Source organism: Ectobacillus funiculus, from assembly GCF_004138295.1.
In the GTDB taxonomy this organism is placed as follows: domain Bacteria; phylum Bacillota; class Bacilli; order Bacillales; family Bacillaceae_G; genus Ectobacillus; species Ectobacillus funiculus.
The window spans coordinates 1-23713 of sequence record NZ_SCFM01000048.1 but is presented as its reverse complement, the minus strand read 5'-3'; the positions used below and the strand labels follow the sequence as shown (position 1 = coordinate 23713).

At 37.7% G+C, this 23713-nt stretch carries 17 protein-coding genes and 2 pseudogenes; 10 read left to right on the top strand and 9 right to left on the bottom strand.

From position 1 onward, the window contains the following. Window positions 1–361: 361 nt before the first annotated feature. The 5 genes and pseudogenes from EP737_RS21230 to EP737_RS21210 all read right to left on the bottom strand — a co-directional run bounded on the left by EP737_RS21230 (window position 362) and on the right by EP737_RS21210 (window position 5888). Entirely contained in the window at window positions 362–688 is a 327-nt protein-coding gene (locus tag EP737_RS21230) for a hypothetical protein (protein ID WP_129730748.1), read from the bottom strand. 68 nt (window positions 689–756) lie between these two features. Beyond that, window positions 757–894 (bottom strand): annotated as a pseudogene (locus tag EP737_RS21225) (fructose-bisphosphatase class II); the annotation flags it as partial. Window positions 895–1194: 300 nt separating this feature from the next. Next, the gene (locus EP737_RS21220; protein WP_129730746.1) at window positions 1195–2802 is read right to left on the bottom strand and encodes an FGGY-family carbohydrate kinase; all 1608 of its coding nucleotides are present in this window, start codon (window positions 2800–2802) and stop codon (window positions 1195–1197) included. 409 nt (window positions 2803–3211) lie between these two features. Further along, window positions 3212–4537 carry an NAD(P)H-dependent oxidoreductase gene (locus EP737_RS21215; RefSeq protein WP_129730744.1) on the bottom strand — a complete coding sequence of 442 codons (1326 nt, stop codon included), beginning with the start codon at window positions 4535–4537 and terminating at the stop codon, window positions 3212–3214. Window positions 4538–4940: 403 nt separating this feature from the next. Further along, window positions 4941–5888, bottom strand: a complete 948-nt coding sequence (locus tag EP737_RS21210) for a sugar-binding transcriptional regulator (protein ID WP_129730742.1) — start codon at window positions 5886–5888, stop codon at window positions 4941–4943. A 384-nt stretch (window positions 5889–6272) separates the two neighbouring features. Here EP737_RS21210 and EP737_RS26965 point away from each other — a divergent pair. The 4 genes and pseudogenes from EP737_RS26965 to lipL all read left to right on the top strand — a co-directional run bounded on the left by EP737_RS26965 (window position 6273) and on the right by lipL (window position 10994). After that, window positions 6273–6577: pseudogene (locus EP737_RS26965) on the top strand (hypothetical protein). A 565-nt stretch (window positions 6578–7142) separates the two neighbouring features. Further along, window positions 7143–8423, top strand: coding sequence for an MFS transporter (locus EP737_RS21195; RefSeq protein WP_129730738.1), 1281 nt, complete (start codon window positions 7143–7145; stop codon window positions 8421–8423). A gap of 176 nt (window positions 8424–8599) precedes the next feature. Further along, on the top strand, window positions 8600–10063 hold the full coding sequence (locus tag EP737_RS21190) for an NADP-dependent glyceraldehyde-3-phosphate dehydrogenase (RefSeq protein WP_129730736.1): 1464 nt from the start codon (window positions 8600–8602) through the stop codon (window positions 10061–10063). A gap of 79 nt (window positions 10064–10142) precedes the next feature. Beyond that, window positions 10143–10994, top strand: a complete 852-nt coding sequence (gene lipL / locus EP737_RS21185; RefSeq protein WP_129730734.1) for an octanoyl-[GcvH]:protein N-octanoyltransferase — start codon at window positions 10143–10145, stop codon at window positions 10992–10994. Between the two features lie 459 nt (window positions 10995–11453). Here the strand turns inward: lipL and EP737_RS21180 are convergent, their stop codons facing one another. Further along, complete coding sequence (locus tag EP737_RS21180) at window positions 11454–12344, bottom strand: sugar phosphate isomerase/epimerase family protein (RefSeq protein ID WP_165350881.1); 891 nt, start codon at window positions 12342–12344, stop codon at window positions 11454–11456. Window positions 12345–12477: 133 nt separating this feature from the next. On the opposite strand from EP737_RS21180, the gene EP737_RS25765 reads away from it, so the two are divergent. Together EP737_RS25765 and tnpB are read left to right on the top strand one after the other, a co-directional pair. After that, window positions 12478–12621, top strand: coding sequence for a hypothetical protein (locus EP737_RS25765; RefSeq protein ID WP_205650995.1), 144 nt, complete (start codon window positions 12478–12480; stop codon window positions 12619–12621). Between the two features lie 81 nt (window positions 12622–12702). After that, entirely contained in the window at window positions 12703–13893 is a 1191-nt protein-coding gene (gene tnpB, locus EP737_RS21175) for an IS200/IS605 family element RNA-guided endonuclease TnpB (RefSeq protein WP_129730730.1), read from the top strand. A 481-nt stretch (window positions 13894–14374) separates the two neighbouring features. Here the strand turns inward: tnpB and nspC are convergent, their stop codons facing one another. Next, on the bottom strand, window positions 14375–15502 hold the full coding sequence (gene nspC, locus EP737_RS21170) for a carboxynorspermidine decarboxylase (RefSeq protein ID WP_129730728.1): 1128 nt from the start codon (window positions 15500–15502) through the stop codon (window positions 14375–14377). A gap of 1 nt (window position 15503) precedes the next feature. Continuing rightward, window positions 15504–16742, bottom strand: a complete 1239-nt coding sequence (locus EP737_RS21165; RefSeq protein ID WP_129730726.1) for a saccharopine dehydrogenase family protein — start codon at window positions 16740–16742, stop codon at window positions 15504–15506. Between the two features lie 1080 nt (window positions 16743–17822). Here EP737_RS21165 and EP737_RS21160 point away from each other — a divergent pair. From EP737_RS21160 to EP737_RS21145, 4 genes are all read left to right on the top strand, one after another. Further along, on the top strand, window positions 17823–18344 hold the full coding sequence (locus EP737_RS21160) for a YehS family protein (protein ID WP_129730724.1): 522 nt from the start codon (window positions 17823–17825) through the stop codon (window positions 18342–18344). 248 nt (window positions 18345–18592) lie between these two features. Then, entirely contained in the window at window positions 18593–19300 is a 708-nt protein-coding gene (locus EP737_RS21155; RefSeq protein WP_129730722.1) for a M48 family metallopeptidase, read from the top strand. 255 nt (window positions 19301–19555) lie between these two features. Continuing rightward, a complete protein-coding gene (locus EP737_RS21150; protein ID WP_129730720.1) occupies window positions 19556–21178 on the top strand; it encodes an IS200/IS605 family accessory protein TnpB-related protein in 1623 nt (540 codons plus the stop codon). 557 nt (window positions 21179–21735) lie between these two features. After that, a complete protein-coding gene (locus tag EP737_RS21145; RefSeq protein WP_129730718.1) occupies window positions 21736–21915 on the top strand; it encodes a zinc-binding dehydrogenase in 180 nt (59 codons plus the stop codon). A 208-nt stretch (window positions 21916–22123) separates the two neighbouring features. Here the strand turns inward: EP737_RS21145 and EP737_RS21140 are convergent, their stop codons facing one another. Then, entirely contained in the window at window positions 22124–23506 is a 1383-nt protein-coding gene (locus EP737_RS21140; RefSeq protein ID WP_129730716.1) for a L,D-transpeptidase family protein, read from the bottom strand. Between the last annotated feature and the right edge of the window lie 207 nt (window positions 23507–23713).

The window sequence follows — 23713 nt, the reverse complement described above, 5'->3', positions numbered from 1 at the left end:
TTAATAAAAGTGCTCCCATTGAATAATAAGGGAGCACTTTTTATCATCGGTTTGCATATTAGCCAAATGGACACGATGACAGCGATGGATCATTTGGCTAAAAATATAAGCATAGAAACTCTTATTGGTTTTAAAGAATACTTTCTACTAAAGCTCTAGTTCTGTACAGAATTTAAATTTCTATAGAATGCAGTGAATACCCTAGCTAGGAAAAGATAACTTAGATTAAGGTGTTATTTCCTCCGAGATAGGATGATTCACATTTTGGTACCACACTTTTAACAAATCTTTGAAAGAATTCCCCTTCTTCAAGTATATAAAGCAGTAAGAGGAGATAGCTCACCATCCCTATCTAGAGACTCTAAGATAATTGGAGTTCTAAATCTTCTTTTACCTCAGGGTAATGAATTCTCTTAATCTTATCTAACCTAAGAATTGGGACAGGAAGAGAGTTTGGTCTGCCGAGGGGTGTAATAATCTGCTTCCAGTAAATTTCCCCCTCAACTTCAACAAAATTACCAATAATACGAGAAACAATTGATTCCTCACTTAAGATAGGAATCACCTTAATTTTATCTTCTCCTACTTGAATTCCATCTTCAATCTCAAGAAAACAGATGCAGTCGATATTTTCTTCAGCATGATACGGGTAAGATCTTTTTTTGAAAACTTCTCCTTTAATTCTCATGTTGAACTCTCCTTGATGAGACTATGGCTCCTCTTTATAAAGATTGCCTTTTGTAGCAATATCGCTTTTGTATTGAACACCTCACGCATACCCCTTGTTGCTTCCTCATCCGCCTTGTCTTTCTCTCCTCTTCCCATCCATCTTGCAGCGGCTAAAGCAGCCGTTTCTGTAACACGGACAAGCTCTAGCGACAGGCTTCTTTCCATTTTCAGTCATCCCCTATTAACCAGTTATTATAAGTATCTTCTGGTAGAATTAAAATATTTATTACAACCTGTTTATGTGGTATCTAAATATATTACAGACTATGACCATTCTGATAATGGAACACTAAAGATGAAAAAAGGCAAATCCACCGATAGGTGAAATCTGCCTAACATGAGAATCAATACATACGTAAGTTTTTAGAACAGCATCATGCTTGCCGGGTCATCTTGGTGGGCCAATTATCTTATGCTTTTGTTGAAATTTAGGAACAAGAGTTAGATAAGGGTCTATTAGATGCCTTACTTTAAACCGCCTACTAAATCAAGTTGATTAACTTTTGTATTTTTCCCATATTCAATTATGGAGTTGTGGATAAGCGTATTTTCCCACATCCAATTATGGAATTGTGGATAAGCTTTTCTGTACTGTTCAGCATATAATTGATATTTTTCGTGATTTTCTTGATTAGGTTCAATGATTTCACTTTTAAAGCGAACCATATTTGAAACAGCCTCTTCAATATTCTGATAAGCCCCCGCAGCCACACTAGCTAAGATTGCAGAGCCTAAACAAGCCACTTGGTTATCCTCAGGGATGTTTATGGCAATATTGCTAACATCGGCGTGAATTTGCATAAACAGCTTACTATTTGTTGCCCCACCAGCTGCATATACCTCTGTAGTAGCAATCCCATTCTTTCTAAAATTGCGGATGTTATAGTCTGTTCCGTAGGCAATTCCTTCGATAATCGCTCGATAGATGTGCTCTCTTCCGTGTTTTAGTGACAAACCAGAGATCATTCCTCTAACATTAGGATCTACATGCGGTGAGCGATTACCTTGCCAGTAATCCAAAACGATAAGACCTTCAGAGCCTGGTTGGATTTGAGCTGCTTCGTGATTTAATAAATCATAAACGTTTACATTTTTTTGATTTGCTATATACTCTAAGTCTTTACAAAAGTTTGTTCGGAACCATTTTATAGTGGAACCTGAAGAGGATTGTCCAGCCTCTACTAATCTTAAGCCGGGAACAAGAGCATTTGGGAATGAACCCATAATCTCTTTGGCATGAACTTGTTTATCTGTTAGTGCATAGACGTTGTGTGATGATCCCGTAATAAGGGCTAATTTCCCAGCTTGAACTACCCCTAAACCAATCATGCCATTAAGGGCATCTACGCCTCCGCGAGCCACTGGTGTTCCTTCACTAAGTCCTAACTCCTCTGCTGTTTCCCGTGTAAGTCCACCAACAAGTTCTCCTAATTTGTATATATCTTGAGGAAGCTTTTCGAAAACATCGTCTAAACCAATTGATTCATAAAAATGTCTTGGTACTCCGCCTTCCTCCTCGTTGTAATACCATCTGTATGTGGTTGTACTAATGCTTCCTGTATGTCTACCTGTTAATTTATACGTATACCAGTCGGAATAATCTAGTATTTTATCTGCGCTTTCATATAGTGCAGGTTCATTTCTTTTTAACCATAGAACCTTACATGGCATCCACTCTGGGGAAACTTTTCCATAACCGTTATACTTTAAAGCATCATGACCAGAACGGGAAATCATATCCGCTTCTTCGTGGGCTCGAAGGTCCATCCACATAAGAGCACGACGTAAAGGTGTTCCATCATTTTTACATAATACCATGGTCGGACAAGTAGTATCTAAACTCAAACCAATAATTTGTTCCTTGTTTACTCCTGCTTGACTCATTGCTTGTCTTACACTATTTACTAAGGCTGACCACCATTCATTAGGATCTTGTTCTGCCCAGCCAGGATTAGGATGATATGTTTTATATCCGGTAATACCCATACCAACTTGCTTTCCAGATAGGTCATAAATCCCTACTCTTACACCTTCCGTACCTCCGTCAATCCCCATTACTAATTCTTTTTTCATTTATAAAACCTCCCCGTTCCTACCAATGAAGTAAGTTTAATCAATTATATACATTTAGATTGTGTGAATTTTAATATTGAATTACCTTTAATAGTGTCTCTGTATACTGTTGCGTGGAAAAGTGGAGTTAGCAGTGTTTATTACTATATAGCAATACAAATTTGATGAAAGCTCATATTGATTTCTGTTCCTCAAATTTGTATTGCTATCTCTGTGAATAAGAGAGATAAGGTTCAAAGCAAAGCTAAGGAGCTTTTAATTTGAACCTTATTATCTCTCCCATAAAATGTTTAATTCATACATATCCAAGTTAATATATCGAGACAATAACAGGAATTCATATAGTCATGGGATGTAATTCTAGGCTGAAAGACATGTGATTCTTGCATGTCTACTATGGATTTTTCAGTTATACCAAAACAGGTTTTGTTTCCACTGCAGGCTTTTTAATACTCTGTGCTTGCAATGAACGTAATTTCCAAATCATGGATTCTTTTTCCTGTTCAATATCATCAAATGTGATGATTTCTCCTTTTTTCACAGGACGAGTCACAACAACATTTGCATCCACTAAACCGATAGGCAGTGCATTTGCGCTAGAAGATTCACTTTGGGATAATAGTTTTCCGTAAACAGTAAAGCCTCCGATACCATCAAGGCGAGAACCGGGCTCTAAATCCACTTTTGCTACAGCTACTGTTTCTGCTTGCAGGCCTGCCCATGGAGCAATTGTCGCTTCCTTATGGAAGTATGCACGAGCAACAGAAAGCGGTGTTTCTAAGCTTGTTAAGTGGTATGGTCGGTATAGGATATAGTTTGGACCATCGCCCATTTTTAAATAATTCATTTCATGGTGAACTTCTGGCTTATCAGTAGAGATAATAGCAAATACACCTGGAGCTACTCCGTTTACATAGTCAACAATACCTTTTTTATTTAGAATTCCTCCATCTTCTTTAAGCTGGAATAACCCTGGAAGATCTTGAACTGTTCCTGTAGGACCGTGCATACCAGCAACATCTGGCAGGAATCCTGTTGCATTCGCAACTGCATTCATTTCTACCATTGTTTTTGTTCCATCTTGGAACGAGGCAATCATTTTTGGACTAGCTCCCTTTGCCTTTGCTTCCGCCTCTGCAGAAGCTGGATTTGCAGCATGATCTAACGGGTTATTTTTACCTTTTCCTAATGCAATGATTTCAAAACCAATTGCATCTGCAAAATCGTATAATTCCATAACCGCTCCTGGCTCATCACCTGCAGAACCTGTATAAACTACTCCGCTTGCATCTGCCATTTTCTTTAACAGTGGACCAACTGTTACGTCAGCTTCTACATTAAGCATAACAATATGTTTTTTATTTAAGATTGCTTTCCAAGCAATTTCAGCTCCAATATTTGGAACACCTGTTGCGTCTACAATTACATCTACACTAGGTAAGCTAGTAACTAATTCACTATACACAGTTCCGATAACTTTTCCTTGCTCAATTGCTTTTTCCGCTTCTTCGAGCTCATTTGTTATTACAATGGATTGTTCGTTTACTCCTGCCTTAATGTAGGCTTGTTGAATGAATGTAGTATGAAGATCTGCTGTTGCAACAACACGCATACCTTTCATACTTTCAATTTGTGAAATCATTCCTCTCCCCATTTGTCCACAACCAATTAATCCAACGCGTATTTCCCTGCCCAATTTCTCTAACTCTCTTAATTTATAATTCAATCCCAACATAAAACTAGCCCCCTCCAATAATTTTGTGATAAAAAATGACTTTGAAACTTTGCTTCGTCGCTTTAGTAAAAACAGTTCTACTTGTTATGCCTACTTTAGTATTTATGATTCAAAATGTTTGTTTCTTCCGGTGTATTTCTTATGCAAAAGAAACTTTATAAGCAAGCGATTACAAAGCTTAATAAAAATTTTTCTGTAGAATATGAACACTAATAGCATCTTAACAAAAGTTACTGTTTGTTACTTTTGTTAAGATTATAGAGCTTTACTACAAAAATTGTCAACATCTAAATTTCTTCAGTGAATTTGCTTAGAAGGAAAAAATCGTTTTGTTATTAGATTTGAACAAAAAGTAAAAGGGTTTAATTCAATCATCACCTTAAGTGACTTTTGAATTAAACCCTTACTGTTCTCTTATAAGAGCTGAAGCTGCGTGTTCATCTATAATCAGTACATCTATATAAGAGCCCTTTAAAGCTGCTGATATGCTCTCTGATTTATGAACTCCTTCAACTATCCCAACGACCTTCTTAATTTGTCTTAATTGCTCTAATGGTAGACCAATGGTTCTATGATTTAAAGGATGGTCAACTGCATTTCCTGATGCATCAAAGAAACGGGAAGCAATATCACCTGCAATGCCGATCTTACGGAATTGCTGTAAATCTTCGTCTTGTAAATATCCAAGATTTCTCATTGTAGAATCTTTATAGGGGTTTCCTACACTAATAAGAGCTATATCTACATTGTGTCCCTTCTCAAGAACCATTTTAATATCTGGTATTTCTAAAAGATACTCTTTTAGCTCTGCTGTTTCTACAATGGCTGGGGCATATAAGTATGAACTTGTTCCGTGCAGCTTTTTTGCTAATTCATATGCTAATTGATTGGCATGTATTTCGATATGCTTTGTTCCTATGCCACCTACCAGGGGGACAACATTTATTTCTTCTCTTTCTTCAAAAGGATATTCCTTCACGAACGCTGATAAGGTTTCCCCCCAAGAGATCCCAATTTGTTTTGTGTTCTCAAGATTTTTGGAGAGGTAATAGGCTCCGGCTTGGCCTACAGCCCTTCTTACTGTTTCGGGTGCAATCCCTTCGGTGGATACTACTACAGCATCCTGTAATTTATATTTATCCTTCAGTTGTTGTTCTAATTCAACAGTATGTATACTTTCGTCCTTAATATATACTTCTACAATCCCACTATCTTTTGCCTTTTGTAATAATCTACAAATAAAAGGTCGAGACACACCAAATTTTTTTGCTATTTTCCCTTGTGTCCAGCCCTCTATATAGTATAAGTTAGCAATCCTCACTAATTGACGTTTTTCTTCCGAACCTAACATATAATCCCCTCTTTATTTACACAGGTACATTTATTATACCAAGTAGCAATTGTATTAAACAAGAATCCTCTACTATCCTTTAGAATTTCAGTGCTTCAAACTCCATAAAATAATTCACAGGTAGTTGTAGAGGAGGAAGCGTTCGTGTTTGATTTTTGAATGTATTGCAAGCCGGGAACTTTATATACTTAAAAATTAAGTAATTCAAATTATAATTTTTGAGAGTAAAAACAATGGTTTTCAAAATTTTATTGACAATTAACGTGAAAAAAATCTATAATTTTATCAAAATTAACTTGTTGTAAATTTTGATAAAAGGGGTGATAGATATTTGGGAAATTCATTTCCATGACAAGGGGAAGAATCTATCCAAATGCACAATGAATTGCTGAGTTAACAGGTGTAGGGGTTATAGATGGTTCAAAAGCATCTATTCCCAGTAACGAAATGGCTTGTGTAATTATTGACTGTGGCAGAACTGCACGTTGTGGCGCTTATCTTAAAATGGGAGTGATGATGATAATTTACTGCCTGCATCACCATCAGGGCTACTTATGCATTTTATTAAAGAACATAATTTCGTATCACGTATTAAAAGGAAGAATATTGAACTTCTTCAAGAAAGTACAGATGAAATTGTAAGCGTGCACAAATGCAAACATAAAGCATTTCTAATCCTGCTCCTTTGAATTTGAAATGGATAAAAGAACAGACGAAACAAAAAGTAACTAAGTATACATCACAGAAACCTCAAAAGAACCAATCATTAAAAAAATGGAAGAAGTATAAGCAGTGTCGTTGGAATCTTTTATTAGGCGACACGTGAAACAGTTTAACAAGCATATCCTGCTTTTTATGACTTTGGTTAGTATTACTATTAGGATTATTGTATTCATGGAAATAGGAGATCTTATTACAAAATTTGTATCACCTCTTGCAGGGACATTTGAGGTCTTTTGATTTTATCTCTCATTTGTGCAGTTCCAATTTTATCACCGTTACTTGGTTCAAGTGGGTTTGAGTCAATAAGTTGAACACTAAAATGTGAGGGCTTTCAACGGGGGTGGGGAAGCTCATCTCTCTAGATCATCTGTGTAGAAGGAAAAATGATTCTGAGTATTAATGTTTTATCACAAATCATATTTAGAAACTCAATCTAAATTCTAAACGTGAAAATATAAGTTAGTGCGCTTAAGGAACAGATTCCTAGGTAGCTGGGAACCTGTTATTAAGGAGAAGTGGGGGAATTTGTTTATGAATAGCGTGTTAAATAAGGTTGGTTTGGATTCTAAAATGGCTTTAGGATTTATTGGAGTTATGCTGTTTATGATGGGAGATGGTCTTGAACAAGGATGGCTTTCTTCATATTTAATGGATAAAGGTTTAACAGTACAACAGTCCGCTTTGTTATTTTCTGTGTATGGTTTTGCAGCTGCGATTGCAGCTTGGCTTTCTGGTGTACTTGCTGAAATTTTAGGACCGCGAAAAGCAATGACTCTAGGGTTGTTTTTATTTATAGTGGGAACAACTCTTTTTATAACACTTGGGCTTAATCAGATGAATCTTGCTATTATGATTCCAACATATTCTCTAAGAGGTCTTGGTTATCCTTTGTTTGCATATTCATTTTTAGTTTGGATTACGTATTATGCTCCAAGTGAAAAACTTGCGACAGCTGTAGGTTGGTTCTGGTTTGCATTTGCGGCAGGGTTAAACGTTTTGGGTGCATTTTATTCTAGTGTTGTTCTCTCAATTTTAGGAGAAATTAACACACTTTGGAGCGCATTAATTTTTGTTCTCTTGGGTGCTACAATTGCCATTCTCTTAAATAAAGAAGACTCTGAGAAGCAAAATAAATTTGAAGCTAAAACAGATGTGATTAAATACCTTTCAAAAGGTATCACTATTGCTTTTGAAAATCCAAAAATTGGGTTGGGCTGTATTGTAAGAACCATTAATACAGCAGGCGCATATGGATTCGTTGTATTTATGCCAGCTTATATGATGGAAGTAGGTTTTACACGAGCTGAATGGCTACAAATTTACGGAGCACTTTGGACAAGTAATATTTTCTTTAACTTAATTTTTGGGATTGTTGGAGATAAGATAGGTTGGAACAAGACGGTTATGTGGTTTGGTGGAGTAGGCTGTGCAATCTCTACTGCGGCATTTTACTATATTCCTGCTATTATGGGACCAAATTATTTAGCCACAACAATTGTTGCAGCTTGTTTTGGAGCATGTCTAGCCGCTTATGTCCCGCTATCGGCTTTGGTTCCTTCATTAGCTCCAGATAATAAGGGAGCTGCAATGTCAATTCTGAATCTTGGAGCAGGTTTAAGTACATTTGTGGGCCCTGCAATCGTAGGTGTCTTCATTGGAAGTTTAGGTGTATCAGGTGTTATCTGGATTTATACAGCGTTGTATTTGCTCAGTGCATTCCTAATGAAATTCATTACACTTCCTAAACAGAAGGAAACTGAATCTACAGATATAAGTAATCTTAAGAGAGCAGTCGGTTCTAATGTGAATTAAAATAGCCATTCAATTGAGCAATACTTTTGACATATGCAATAAATATAAAGTGCATATTAGATAGGAATTGAATCGGAATTGAAAAGAAATTTGCTGATTCCGATTCAATTTTTTTACAAGTTAAGAGACTGAAAATTTAAAAAGTTATATATAAGGGATTTAGAGGAGGGATACTTATGGTATCTGTATTGTCAGCTTCAGTGAATGTAACAACTCATAAGTTCTTTATAAATGGAAAATGGAAAGAGAGCAGCTCCCAACAGACGATTGAGATTTATTCACCGTATTCTCTTGATCTGATTGGAAGGGTACAGGCTATTACAAGAGAAGAGATAGATGAAGCTATTTCTTTCGCACAGGAGGCGCAAAAAACTTGGAAGGAAGTTTCCTTACAAGAGCGTGCAACATATCTGTATCAATGGGCAAATGAATTAATAGGCATGCAAGATGAAATTGCTGAGGTTATTATGAAAGAGGTCGGCAAAAGTTTAAAAGATGCGAAGAGTGAAGTTGCACGGACAGCAGACCTAATTCGTTATACAGTGGAAGAGGCTCTTCATATGCATGGCGAAAGCATGAAGGGAGACAGTTTCCCGGGAGGTTCTAAATCAAAAGTTGCAATTATTGAGCGCGTTCCATTAGGTGTAGTACTCGCCATTCCACCGTTTAACTATCCAGTAAACCTAGCTGCTGCCAAACTAGCACCAGCACTTATTTCAGGAAATGCTGTCATCTTTAAACCTGCGACCCAAGGTACAATTAGCGGTATTAAAATGATAGAGGCACTTCACAAGGCAGGCCTTCCTAAAGGTCTTGTGAATCTAGTAACAGGTCGGGGATCTGTGATTGGTGACTATCTAGTCGAACATAAAGGAATTAATATGATCTCCTTTACCGGCGGTACCAATACAGGTACTCAGTTAGCAAAAAAGGCGGCCATGATTCCACTTGTACTGGAACTAGGCGGTAAAGACCCTGGTATTGTATGTGAGGATGCGGATTTACAAGAAGCGGCTAAACAGATTATTAGTGGAGCATTCTCTTATTCCGGTCAGCGCTGCACAGCGATTAAGCGTGTACTGGTACATGAAGGTGTGGCAAATGAATTCTTGGAGATTTTAAAACAAGAAGTAGAAAGATTATCCGTTGGTTCTCCGGAAGAAGGAAGTACGGTTGTGCCATTAATTGATACCGGATCAGCAGATTTTGTTCAAGGCCTAATTGAGGATGCACTTGAAAAAGGGGCAACACTTGTGACGGGAAACAAGCGGGAAGATAATTTAATCTACCCTACTCTTCTAGATCATGTCACAGTTGATATGCGCGTAGCTTGGGAAGAGCCGTTTGGGCCTGTATTACCGGTTATCCACGTGTCTTCTGATGAAGAAGCAATTAGACTTGCGAATGAGTCCGAATTTGGTTTGCAAGCAAGTATTTTTACAAAAGATATTAATAGAGCCTTTGCGATTGCGAATCAGATTGAAGCAGGATCTGTCCAAATTAACGGACGTACAGAACGAGGACCGGATCATTTCCCGTTTATTGGAGTTAAAGGTTCCGGTATGGGCGCACAAGGTGTTCGCAAAGGTCTTGAATCTATGACCCGTGAAAAAGTGACAGTCTTAAATCTTACGAAATGAAATTTTAAATGTTAAATATGTTGCAGGGGTCTTCCGAATGGAAGGCTTCTTGCTTTATCTGATAAAAAGGAGCACTAGCATGAACAATTCTCATTCTATCTTATTTCAGCCTAAGTGGCGTATTATCGATCAATCAAACTTGGGTTCACAGTTTCATCCGCTTCAATCCTTTGCGGTGGAAGATACGTTATGTACAACTGTTGGAAGTGGTAGTTCCCCTGCCACTATTCGTTCGTGGGTTCATCATAATACTATCGTTCTTGGTATTCAAGATACGAGGCTTCCCTATCTCCAAGAGGGAGTACAGTTCTTACAAAAGCAAGGATATAACGTTGTTGTGCGCAATTCTGGAGGTCTGGCGGTCGTACTTGATGAAGGAGTACTTAACGTATCTCTTATTCTGCGTGAGACAGGGAATAACATTGATATTAACCGCGGCTACGATGCGATGTGGAACCTTATCCAAAGGATGCTGAAGGACTACAATACTAGAGTTGAAGCAAAGGAAATTATAGGTTCGTATTGTCCGGGCAGCTATGATTTAAGCATTCAATCCAAAAAGTTTGCTGGCATTTCACAGCGTCGTACTCGTGGAGGCATTGCTGTGCAAATTTATTTATGCGCAACGGGAAGCGGTTCTGCCCGCGCGGCTCTCATTCGTGATTTTTATAGGATTTCCTTAAAAGGGGAACAAACGAAGTTCGTGTATCCAAGTATTGTCCCAACAACGATGGCATCCCTCTCAGAATTGCTTGGAAAGTCTATTTACGCTTCAGATTTAATGATGCGACTCCTGCAAGACCTGCAGCATATGGCAGATCTATTAATCCCGTCTCAGCTTACTCCAGAGGAAGTGCCAATTTATGAGTATAACTTAGCTCGTGTTGTGGAACGAAATAATAAAACATTGGCTAAGTGTTATCAAGTATAGCTAAAACCTCTGTAAACATATGGTCTTTGGTAGGAGGAAAGGGATATTTTTTAAGGGGAAAGGTCTGTCCGAGGCTGAGTGAGCCTTGTTCATCAACTATTCGGCTTTCCAGCATAAAATAGTTCTACTAGGAAATTTCTTGGCTGTTTATATGTACATCAAGTGTTTTCACCAGAATCATGTGGAGGGCTGTGATTTTAAAATAAACTAGATACGATTGTGTATACAAAGAAATCTCCCTGCTTCGCAGAGAGATTTTTTACACTTTAAGAAAGTATAAATTTCTAGCTAGAAGACAATTCGACGTAGTGAGAAATGTTAGGAATACAGTATAAGTGCAACTACGCCTCTGTCTTCGCCCGGGGGCAGGGCTCGCCAATCAGCGAGTTTTCTTTATGAGAAAGTATAAAATTTTAGATTTAAATAATGTCTTCTACTCGAAGAAGATTAGTTAGTAAATCAGGAAAGGGAGGGGGAGGCTACCGGTTGGTCCCAATACTTTTCCACATGAGAACGAGTGACCTCTGCCGCTGTTCGCACATTTTCTTCCTGAGTTAACTCATAATAGTCTGGACGGAATACTTCAACAGTGCAGCAGTTTCCTTCAAAGCCAATCTTTTTGAGAGTGTCGGCATAGCGTTTATGATCAAGACATCCTCGTGAATCACCCGGCCAAAGGCGCTTTTCGTCGGTGTTGTATGCTGCCCCGCACGGCATGTCTTCCGTGTCGTTCAGATGCCATACAAAAATCTTTTTTCCGTTTGCCTTTTCTAGCGCTGCCCATTCGGAAGCCATAGCATGGAAATGATATTGATCAAGCGTAACGCCGACCAGTGGAGAATCTACCTCTTGCACAATTGCGTATGTATCCTCGAAGCGATTGATCGTCATACCTGGGCTGCCGCAGAACTCAATGGACAGTTTGATGCCATGAGGCTCAACCTTTTTAACCATTTCTTTTAGGACAGCAACTGCATCTGTACGAATTTCCGCTCTGGTTGCATGGACTGTCATATTTTCACTAGGAACGACAACAATCATCTTGCAGTCCAGAATGAGGCAGCGATTAATAATTTCATCTAACTCTGCCATAACTGCATCTTTTTCCGCCTGAGTCTGCTTCATGTTAAAGAATTTCAGGGCATTGTAGGACAGCATAGTAAGGTTATGGGACTTAAACCAATCTCCTAACTGTTCAATGGTGAACTTTCCAGCTGTAAGGTCACGGTCAAGACATTCGGATTGAATGTCAATGTAGTCAAAACCATACTTTTCACATAGCTCTAAATCCTTCAATACAGAATGATCTTCACAGAAACGGTTGCAACCTTCATTAAAGCTAATTTTCATCTCGTGTTCCTCCTGTAAATAATTTATAATTAGCATACCAATCGACAGACAGCAAGGAGTGATCGGTATCATCCCATATGTTTCTTTCAAATCTACCGATAAGAGTGCCATCGCTTTGGAAGTATTCCATACGATGGAATCTGTTCCAGTGCATCGTCATGATTTTCAGGAATTTGTGTTGATTACAGATTTTCCGAACGGGAAAGCCCACTCCTTTAGTGGTGGGATGAAAGTGAGGTCAAACAAAGGTGTATCCTTAGGTACGTCAATTGTTTGATTTTTTTCTATTAAAAATACTTTTCAAATATTTTCTTGTTTTGTATAATATATACAGAACATATGTGCTGGAGGTGAAAGAATGAAAATACACAAGGGATATAAGTTTAGAATCTATCCAACTGAAGAACAGCGAGTGTTAATACACAAAACATTAGGATGTTGTCGCTATATTTGGAACCTAGCTTTAGGAAGTCAGAAGAAAAAAGATGCGTATTGGCATATAACAGAGAATATGGTCCAAAATGGGCAACTTCTTGAGAATCAGTGGAAATCAGATTTTTTTAATGCATCTAAAGAACAAAAAGAATTAACAGAACTTAAGAAACAATTGGAGTGGTTGAAAGAAGCGGATTCTACTGCTTTGCAAAACTCCCTCCAAGATTTAGGGGAATCTTTTAAACAATACTACCAAAAGAAAAAAGGGAAACCTAAGTTTAAAAGTAAGAAAAATGAGGTGCATTCCTACACTTCCAAATGTAACTATAGTAAAAGTGGTCCAACTATTCGAATTGAACAAAATCGTTTTATGAAAATCCCAAAGTTAGGGCTCATTGAATTTGTTTCCACCCAACAAGTAAAAGGGAGAATTTTATCTGCTACAGTGAGTATGAATGTAACAGGAAAGTATTTTATTTCGCTCCTAACAGAACAAGAAATTGAATTTGTACAACCTTCACTCTTTCAAGTGGGTATAGATGTTGGATTAAAAGATTTTGCTACATTTTCCGATGGAGCAAAAATTGAAAATCCAAAGTGGCTTCGGAAGCTAGAAGACAAACTAATAAAAGCACAACAGGTTCTATCAAGACGGAAATACAACAGCTCTAATTGGAATAAACAACACAAAAAGGTAGCGAAAATTCATGAAAAAATAGTCAATGCTCGTACAGATTTCCTGCACAAGATAACTTCTTCGCTTGTTCACGAAAACCAAGTGATATGCATAGAAGACCTTCGTGTGAAGAATATGCTCAAGAATGGGAAATTGGCAAAAGCAATATCTGAAGTCTCTTGGTTTGAGTTTCGACGTATGTTGGAATATAAGTGTAAGTGGTATGGTAAAACACTTGTCGTCGTAGGCTCCAATTTTGCTTCTACTCAATTATGTTCATGTTGTGGATATAAGAATCCAGAAGTAAAGAACTTAGGAGTTCGAAAATGGACATGTTCAGAATGCAATACAATTCATGATAGAGACGTAAATGCTGCGAAGAATATCTTGGCTGAAGGGCTGAGAATTTTCGTCGATGGGCAGTCGATGATAGCCTAATGGGTACCGAGCAGTAAGAGGTACATCCTTTTTGAATCGAAGGTTCAAACGACGTAGGAAAACCTGACAGCACAGATTGACCGTTGAGAAACGTTATGTCTAACGGCGTGGGGTCTAGAATCCCACTGCTTCAGCTGTGGGAGTGTCAAGCTTACAAATATAGCATACACGGGAATTAGGATAATAGAAGAAAACAAATAGATATTAGCACAAAACGCATATTTCTAGGGAAAAATACCAGAAATGAGATTCAGGAGGAATCTTATTGCCCATTCAGAAACACAAAAATAGCTTGGTCCCTTAACGGCAAAATGCTAGTCAGTATATAGGAAGGATTTTAGAGGAGGCCTTTATGAATGATTGATGTGAACAAAATGCCTGAAAGACTCATGTTATCTAATCAAAAAGATTCTATATATTAAAAGGGAAGCAACATCCTCTGGATGTGCTTCCCTTTCAGATAATAATTTCTATCATTCTCTTAAGAGAGTCTCATTTTGAAATCTTGATATCCAAACTCACGAACAATTTGGCAATCTCCATCTTTATGCTTGATCGCAATTGCTGGGAGTGCCATACCGTTGAACGTAGTATTTTTTACCATTGAGTAAATTGCCATATCACCGAATACCAAGCGATCTCCGTGTTTTAATGGCTGGTCAAAGGAATAGTCTCCGATAACATCGCCTGCCATACAAGTTTGGCCTCCGAGTCGATATAGAAATGGCTTTTCTCCGACTTCCCCTGAATTGAAGAGAGGAGGACGATAAGGCATTTCCAACACATCAGGCATATGACAAGATGCAGAAGTATCAACAATAGCAATATCAATGCCGTTTTTCATTGTATCAAGAACAGTTGTAATTAGGTATCCAGCATTAAGAGCAACAGCTTCGCCTGGCTCAAGATATACTTCTAAACCGTATTTCTCCTGCATTTTCTTGATACATTCTTCAAGCAATGAGATGTTATAGTCTTCCCTCGTGATATGGTGACCGCCGCCAAAGTTGATCCATTCCATCTGCGGGAGCCATTCTCCGAACTTTTCTTCCACTGCTTCAAGCGTTTTTGCTAAATCGTCAGAGTTCTGTTGGCAAAGTGTGTGGAAATGCAGCCCTGAAACACCTTCAAGCAGTTCGGGACGAAACTGTTCTTTAGTCACACCAAAACGAGAACCTGTTGCGCATGGATCATAAATATCATGTCCGTCTTGAGTGGAGCATTCAGGATTGATGCGCAAGCCGACCTTTTTGCCAGCTTGCAGCACTTTATCCTTAAATTTCTCCAACTGTGAGAAGGAGTTAAAAATGATATGATCACAAATATCAGCAATTTCATCAATTTCATCATCACGGTAGGCAGGGGCAAAGACATGATTCTCTTTGCCCATTTCCTCGTAGCCTAGACGAGCTTCAAACAATCCGCTTGCTGTTGTACCGTGTAGATACTCTGCAACAAGAGGGTACATCTTATACATCGAAAATGCTTTTTGTGCCAAGATGATTTTGCATCCTGTACGTTTTATAACTCCGCTTAAGATCTGTAGATTTTTTTCTACAAGACCTTCATCAACTACATAACATGGTGTCGGTAATTCTTCAAATCGCATCTTAACGAACAAGCTCCTGTTCTTTATCTTTAATAGGTTCAGCATCCACTAAAACTGGATTGAAATCTTCTTTCCATGGAAGACCCCATTTGTTTAGTGCTTCCATGAATGGATCTGGATCAAATTCTTCAATGTTATATACGCCTGGTTTGTTCCATTTTCCAGTCATCAGCATCATCGCACCGATCATCGCAGGAACGCCTGTTGTATAGGATACCGCTTGAGAACCAACTTCTCTATAGCATTCTTCATGGTCACAAACATTGTATACATAATATGTTTTATCTTTTCCGTCTTTTTTACCTTTAAAGATACAACCGATGTTTGTTTTACCTTTTGTGCGTGGTCCAAGTGAAGCAGGGTCTGGTAACACAGCTTTCAAGAACTGAAGCGGGATGATTTGCTTTCCTTCAAATTCAATTGGTTCAATAGAAGTCATTCCTACATTTTCAAGACATTTTAAGTGAGTAAGGTAGCTTTGGCCAAATGTCATGAAGAAACGGATACGTTTAAGTCCTGGCATGTTTACTGCAAGAGATTCAAGCTCTTCATGGTATAGCAAATACATATCTTTCTCGCCAACTTCAGGGAAGTTATAAACACGTTTGATTTCCATTGGCTGTGTTTCGATCCACTCACCGTTTTCCCAATATCTGCCGTTAGCTGAAACTTCACGGATGTTGATTTCAGGGTTGAAGTTTGTTGCGAAAGGATAGCCATGATCCCCTGCATTACAGTCAAGAATATCGATATACTCGATTTCGTCGAAATAATGTTTCAGTGCGTAAGCAGAGAATACGCCTGTTACACCTGGGTCAAAGCCGCTGCCTAAAAGAGCAGTAATGCCAGCTTTTTCAAAGCGCTCGCGGTAATCCCATTGCCATTTATATTCAAATTTTGCCGTATCTTCCGGCTCGTAGTTTGCTGTATCTAAATAGTTTGTTTTTGTTGCAAGACAAGCATCCATGATAGTTAGATCTTGGTACGGTAAAGCTAAGTTCATAACGATATCTGGTTTTACTTTTTCAATTAAAGCAATCAATTCATCCACGTTATCTGCATCAACTTGTGCCGTAGTGATTTTCGTTTTGCCGCCATCTAGCTTAGCTTTTAATTCATCACATTTTGATTTTGTACGACTTGCGATACAAATTTCTTCAAATACCTCACTGTTTTGAACACATTTATGGATAGCTACTGAAGCCACTCCGCCACAACCAATAATAAGTGCTTTACCCATTTTCATATCTCCTAACTAAATAGATTTTGCAGTGCAAAGAAGAATTTTATAACAACAAAAAAGCAAGTGAAAAACGCATAATGGCGCACACACTTGCTTTTGATATAAATCATTAATATTAAAAGTCACGTATGTCCATGACAAAAGGTCATAGGCATACATCCACCAATTCATTACGAAGACATAATGGCAGAAAGCTTTTTAATATTGATCATATATCATTACAGGATCAGAGTCTATATAGCAAATAATTACTTTTACTACTCTTATTGACCGTTTCACAAGTTGATGTGCATATGCACTGGTTGTAAAGTAACCAACTTATAAAATTTGAGCTTTTAACTCAATCAATAAGGCAACTAAAGTTGCCAATCGGCATTTGACCCGGCTGTCCGTATGGCCTTAACTTCCTTAAGGAAGTAGTCAAAATTATCTGCTTGGAAAGATCCAGATATATGATAAGCTTTCCAAATTAAAATGCTACTTTATAGTAGCAGTATATCATTCAAATAGCAATAGTAAAGTGAAAAATACTTCCACAAACTCCAACTAACTAAATCAATATTAGGATTTTTGAGTTTTTTTTGATAACTTATTCATTTTCTAAGAAGAAATGCTTGAATATTGCATTACGGCTTACATTAATACTTAATTGGGCTACAATTTGATTTAGTTATAATTTTTGTGGAATAATTCATCGTACCATCATCAGATGGATTTTTAACATCATATGGTGATTTTTGCAAGTGTGTGCTCAGTACTATTTGTGTTCATGTATTAATTAATAAGCCCATTTTGTTGATAGGTTATTCAGATAATGAGGATATTATCTACTGCACTCCTAATATTTCCGACCACGTCGAATGAACTTCTAGCTGGGAATTTATACTTTCTTACAGTGAAATAAAAACTATAAAACCTGTCTGTAAAGTGTTAAAGTATTACTTTAACGGCCAGCAGCTTAAGTGTTATTTAAGGACTATTCTTGATGATATGATTGTATTCGAAATCATAAAAGCTGGTATCTAGAGGATACAATTTGAATGCTATACAAATGATCAACATTTTAGGGGGTTCACGATGAGTATAAGTAATAATGATATATTAATTAGAGTAAGATATGCGCTAGACATAAAAGAGACAGACATGGTAGAGATATTTAAGCTTGGCGGTATTGAAGTAACAAGAGAAGATGTGCGGAAGATGCTCGTAAAATTAAAAAACAATGACCATAATGAAGCTGATATAGCTGAAAATGACGATATCATAAAATGCAATAACAATATGTTAGAATCGTTTTTAAATGGCTTTATTGTTTTTAAAAGAGGCAAACAAGATTCGAAACCAGGGCAGCCTGATAAACCAGCAATGTCTGTAAAGAGTACTGAAAGCGTAAATAATCTGATTTTAAAGAAATTGAAAATAGCACTTGCATTAACAAGCGAGGATATAATGGATATATTAGAGGAAGTAGGAGTCCGGATAACAAAAGGAGAATTGAGCGCCTTATTACGAAAAGAAGGTCATAAAAATTATAAAGAGTGCGGTGACAGATACGCCAGAAACTTTTTAAAAGGATTGGCGGTAAAATATCGAGGATAAGGGTTCGTGAATTGCTTCTTTCCTATCATTAGTAGGCATGAATTGTCTAGGAGAACGATCCTGAAAACAATTCGAGCACAATGAATACACATGTATGCTCACTGTAAGAAGTAAACGATACGATGGCTGGAGTAGGAATTTTTTATCCTACTCTAATTTAATTGTGCCATGTATAGGTTTTAAATAAACCGAATCCCACGTATAGTTATAATGCGAAACCGACATTAACGGATACTCTAGGTGATGAAATGATACATACATATTTAGGTGAAACAATTAGTTTTAATCTAACTTATAAAAAGCGAACGTCCATGGCTATTTATATAGATGCTTATGGAAATATTGAAGTCCAGGCTCCTAAAGGGACACCTCTTGAACATGTGCTTCAATTGTTAGAGGAAAAGTGGGATTGGATTGGGCAAAAATCAAAGGAAATAAGGGATAGAACGCTTGGGCCAAAGGAGAAGGTCTATAATGATGGTGAGAGCTTTCTTTATTTAGGAAAGGAATATCCTATACAGATCTCTCAAGATATAAATATCAAGCAAGACCATGTAGTGTTTGAAGGGGATAAGCTGCATATATATGTGAAACAGCTTGAGAATGAAAAAGTAAAGCAAGCCTTAAAACGATTTTATTATCAGCAATGTAAAATGTTAGTTGAAAGGAGTATTCAGTCTTATCAAAGCAACTTTAAAACAAAACCACGTTCTGTTCGTATTGCTGATAATAACAGTAACTGGGGAACCTGTAATGCAAGGCAGCAGTTAACATTCAATTGGAAGCTGGCAATGGCGCCGTTAGAAGTTATTGACTACGTAGTTGTTCATGAGATGTGTCATATGGTTCATCTGAATCATGATCGATCCTTTTGGCGCCTTGTCGGGAAAATGATCCCGGATTATAAGGAAATGGAAAATTGGTTAGCGTTATCGAGCTGGAAAATGACTGTTTAGCAATAGGGTTTATTCGAACAATACATTAAGTGAGCTTAAAACCCCTAATAAAAAATAGTGTGAGCGACCTTGTGATTCTTAGGAGGATACAACAGTTGCTAAAAAATTACCGAAAGTTATTTAAAATGACTGAATCCTACATCTAAAAATACATTCAAAACAAGTTAAGTTCTCTGTTGAACTTAACTTGTTTTTTTGTTAATATATACCTTATAAAAGAACATTTGTTCTGCGTAGAAGAGAGGTGAAACGGACATGTCTACAAGCAAGAAAAAAGAGAGAAAAACAACCATTTTTGGTGTACTGATCAACATGACAGAACAGATGAAACAAGAAGTGAACCAATGTATGTTTGACTATAGCTTCATGTTCCGTTTCTCCTTTAAGCGTTTAGTAGAAATAGAACGAGAACATGAGTTGGATGAAGATCGTAAAAAAGCCATTCAACAATTGGAAAAAGACGTATCTTCTCGTACAGGCTATCCCATCCGTGTTGCTAAAGATGCTGTAGCGGATGCAAATGAGCTCCTTACAGCTAGACATACACTAATGGTGGAATACCATGAGCTGTGGAAAGAACGTTATGAGAACACAAAAGCAAAGTATGAAAGGTTCAAACAGAATCCGAATGTAAACCATCGTTCTTTCCACATGCTAGGTTTACAAAACAAAATGGAACGTCAGCTGAAACAGATACAGTTTTATGAACAGCACATCTTGCAGCATACCTTTCCTTCCATTGTGTTTGGAGGCCGTAAAAACTTTGAGGAATTACAAAAAGGGAATCTTTCTAAAGAAAAGTGGAACGAATTACGAAACGGTCGTATGAGTTCTCGCGGAGATGCAACAAAGGGGGGGAATCCAAATCTTCGTGTCCTAGAGACAGAAGAAGGATTTGCTTTGCAAATGATTTCTAACCGTAAAGTGATAAATGGAAAGAAGTTTTACTATGAAAAAACTTTGATTCCATTATACATCGCAACAAAATGCTCTAAGAAAACAAGAAAACTAAATGGTCGCAAATATCCAGAAGTAATGAAACGAGCATTGGAATCTGGAAAAGCATATCAAGTAGAGATTTTAAAACGTGATGGACAATATCATGTGAGAATTACCGTTTCAGAAGAAAAGCCAATTGTGCAAGAAAAGATAAATGGTTATCTTGCGGTAGATACAAATATTGATGGGTTGGCTTTGTGTTTGATGAATGAAAAAGGATTTCCTACAAAATTCACTTGGCTCGGTGAAGGCGGATTGCAATATTACCCAACCCATAAGCGAGAAAATGTCATTTGGGAACTTGCCCATCAAGTGGTATGGCCATGTGTAGAACAGAAGTTAGCTCTGGTGATGGAAGATCTTGCATTCATCCATAGCAAAGATGTCTCGAAGAAAGTAAGACGTAAATCACACCAATTCTGTTACCGGAAGCTGTTAGAATGCATGGAAACACTATGTATTCGTTATGGCGTAAAACAGGTACAAGTAAAACCACAATTCACTTCTGTGATTGGAAGATTGAAATATCAAACTCGTTTCCGGGTCAATGTTCATTCGGCTGCTGCTTTAGTCATAGGAAGACGGGCGATTCCTGGGCTTCGTGAAACGGTTCCTAAGAAATTGTTGTGTGTATTAACTAAAAAACAATTGGAAACATTCCATGAGCAAAATGAATGGAAGCAATGGAGTACCATGCAAAAACAAGCAACCAAACTACTGAAAAAACAAGGTGCAGCTTTCTACCAGTGGCATGATTACAAGAAGCGCGTGTATCAGACTCTTGTAACACCAAAAGCAAGAAAAACAAAGTCTTCAAACAAGAAAAGAGAAACGAAGGCTTCTTTTGACACCATCATTGTACATCCGATTGCTGAGTAAGGTGCACTGATAGCACAGATCGTTTTCATAGATACATGATTCAAACAGATCCCTCCCTAGCTGGAACATCGTGAAGAAGGCTAGGGAGAGCTTTGGAGGGACAGGTTACACCTGTAATAAGGAACAAGAATATCCCTTATTGACTGAGCGAGAGCGGTCCCTTAGTGTGCAATCCTGTGGGCACACGTCTTCGAAAGGAGATGTAAAACTTCTAGTTTCGTGCTTAACGATAACTTTCAGTAAGTTTTATGAACCAGGATACTTGAGGTCGCTTCCTGTTGTTTTAGACATTTTAGTGCTATACTTCGAAAAAAAAAAAACGCCATCCTTTTCATGAATTTATTGATAAGGACGGCATTTTTTGCGTTTGTCAGAAAATATAAATCTCAGCTAGAAGCGAAGCCGATATAGCAGGAGATTTTAAGGATAAAGCGTAGTTACGAGTGAGTCTTCTTTATAGATACTTCATTATAATTTGAAGGTCTTTTACAGTTTTTTTAGCGATATGTATTAATGAGATGAAATGATCAAACCCAAGTAGGTTAGGGGGAATATTTATGAAGGCAATCGTTTATAACAGATATGGCCCACCTGATGTTCTTGAATTAAAGGAGCTTTTTGAGGCAGGTAAAGTAAAGCCTGTTATTGATAGACATTATAAGCTGAGTGAAGTTCCTGAGGCCTTCAAGTATTTTGCAGAAGGACACGCTCAGGGAAAAGTGATTATTACTGTGTGAAGGTCAATTCAGTGTTTTCTGTTATCACTGTCAATTGTTCGGCAGCTGATACAAGGCATTGGCCGTATTATATTATGTGGAAGTACGCTAGATATCCTTTATATAGAAAGAAGTGGGCAAGAGCTTAAAATACGATTTTGGTGCAAAAATGGATGATTTAAGAGAAAGAAGCAGCAGGAAATCACTTATGATTCCCTGCTGCTTCTTATTAATAAACGACCACTGGATCGTTTTGACTAAGGTTATCATACACAGCCTTCATAGCATCTGACGGTGTGTTGACACAGCACCCTGATCCTTGCGACACATAAGCGTCACTTGCCCAGTTCTTCCGCCAGCTGGCATCGTGGAACCCGCAGCCGCTGTTCGTAAAGGGAGCCCAATAGTTTACTTTAACGGAATAATTCGGATTGCCTACTGAACTGCCCTCAAGTGTGGATGGTGATTCTTTATACATGATATACCATACGCCTGGTGGTGTATCTTCATTGGTTACATGTTTGCCTGTAACCACATTAGTTGTAACTGCTAATTGCCCGTTTTTATAAATCCAAATACGCTGTTCTGAAATGGATACTTCAGCATATGTATTGCCAATACCATTGTTCGTTGTATTGTCATAGCCGATACCATACGTGCTATAACCCACTCCGTAAATATTAGAGGCAGAAAGTGATGTTTCTCCTTTTGCAAAGGACTCCTGAATTCGCTTCGTTTCCTTATCGATATTAATTGCCCAGCCATAGGTTTGTCCTTTTACCGATATTACTGAACCTAAATGTGTTTTAAACGTATAATCTTTATTTAGTGTTGATTGAGAAGAATTAATTTCAGCAATCTTATTTTTAATATCGGTTGTATCAATGCTATATTGCATATCCTTTGATATTGATGCGTTTTTAATGAGTTCGCTGGCTTTTAAAGAATAGACTTGGTTTTGTACCTTATAATCAATAGTTCGTCCAAGGAGATCCTGCAGCTTCTTTTCTTCTTCTTTTACAATTGGGTCATCCGCTTCAATAGGCTGCATGTATACGGCATTCAGCTGAATCGTGCTGTTATGCTCTTGTTTTTCATAATCCTTTAATAGTTCGGCAACATCATATTGCTCCCCCTTAACGCTTTTAGAAATTGTGACCTTGCTCTGCTCCAAATGGGCTTGCGCATCTTGTGGGGCTTTTAAGCTCTGATTCATTGAGGTAAGCTTTTCCTCTACTAGCTTTTTCAAAGTCTGGCTTCGATACTGATCTTCTTTGCTTGGCACTAGTGTATATGTGACTGCCTTTGAGGAAGGAAAAAAAGTCCGCTGTTTTTCTAATAATTTCTTAATGCTTGGCAGGTCCTCATTTGTGAATCCCAGCTTTGTATCTTTTTCATCGAGTATTCGTTCTTTTCCAATATAGACCTCATTTTTTAATACAGATGACTTTAATTTTTTCATTGCTTGCTCAGCGGTTAGTCCACCGACATTGGTGTCATTAATCACAATATGCGTATTGAACCGGGTTGCTTGATAATAGCTGATTCCTCCAAGTAGGAGTGCGACAACAAAAATAATGCTGCCTGCAATAATGAGATTAGTTTTACGCAAGTTCTTTCACCTCGAAAAATTATTTTACACTGTAGGAAAGTCTAAATTTCCATCTAGAAGCAAACTCGATGTAGTGGGAAATTTTAAGAACAAAGTGTAAGTGCAGCTACGCCTCTGTCTTCGCCCAAGGGCAGGGCTCGTCAATCGGCAAGTTTTCTTTACACTGTAGGAAAGTCTAAATTTCCAGCTAGAAGTGAATTCGAAGCA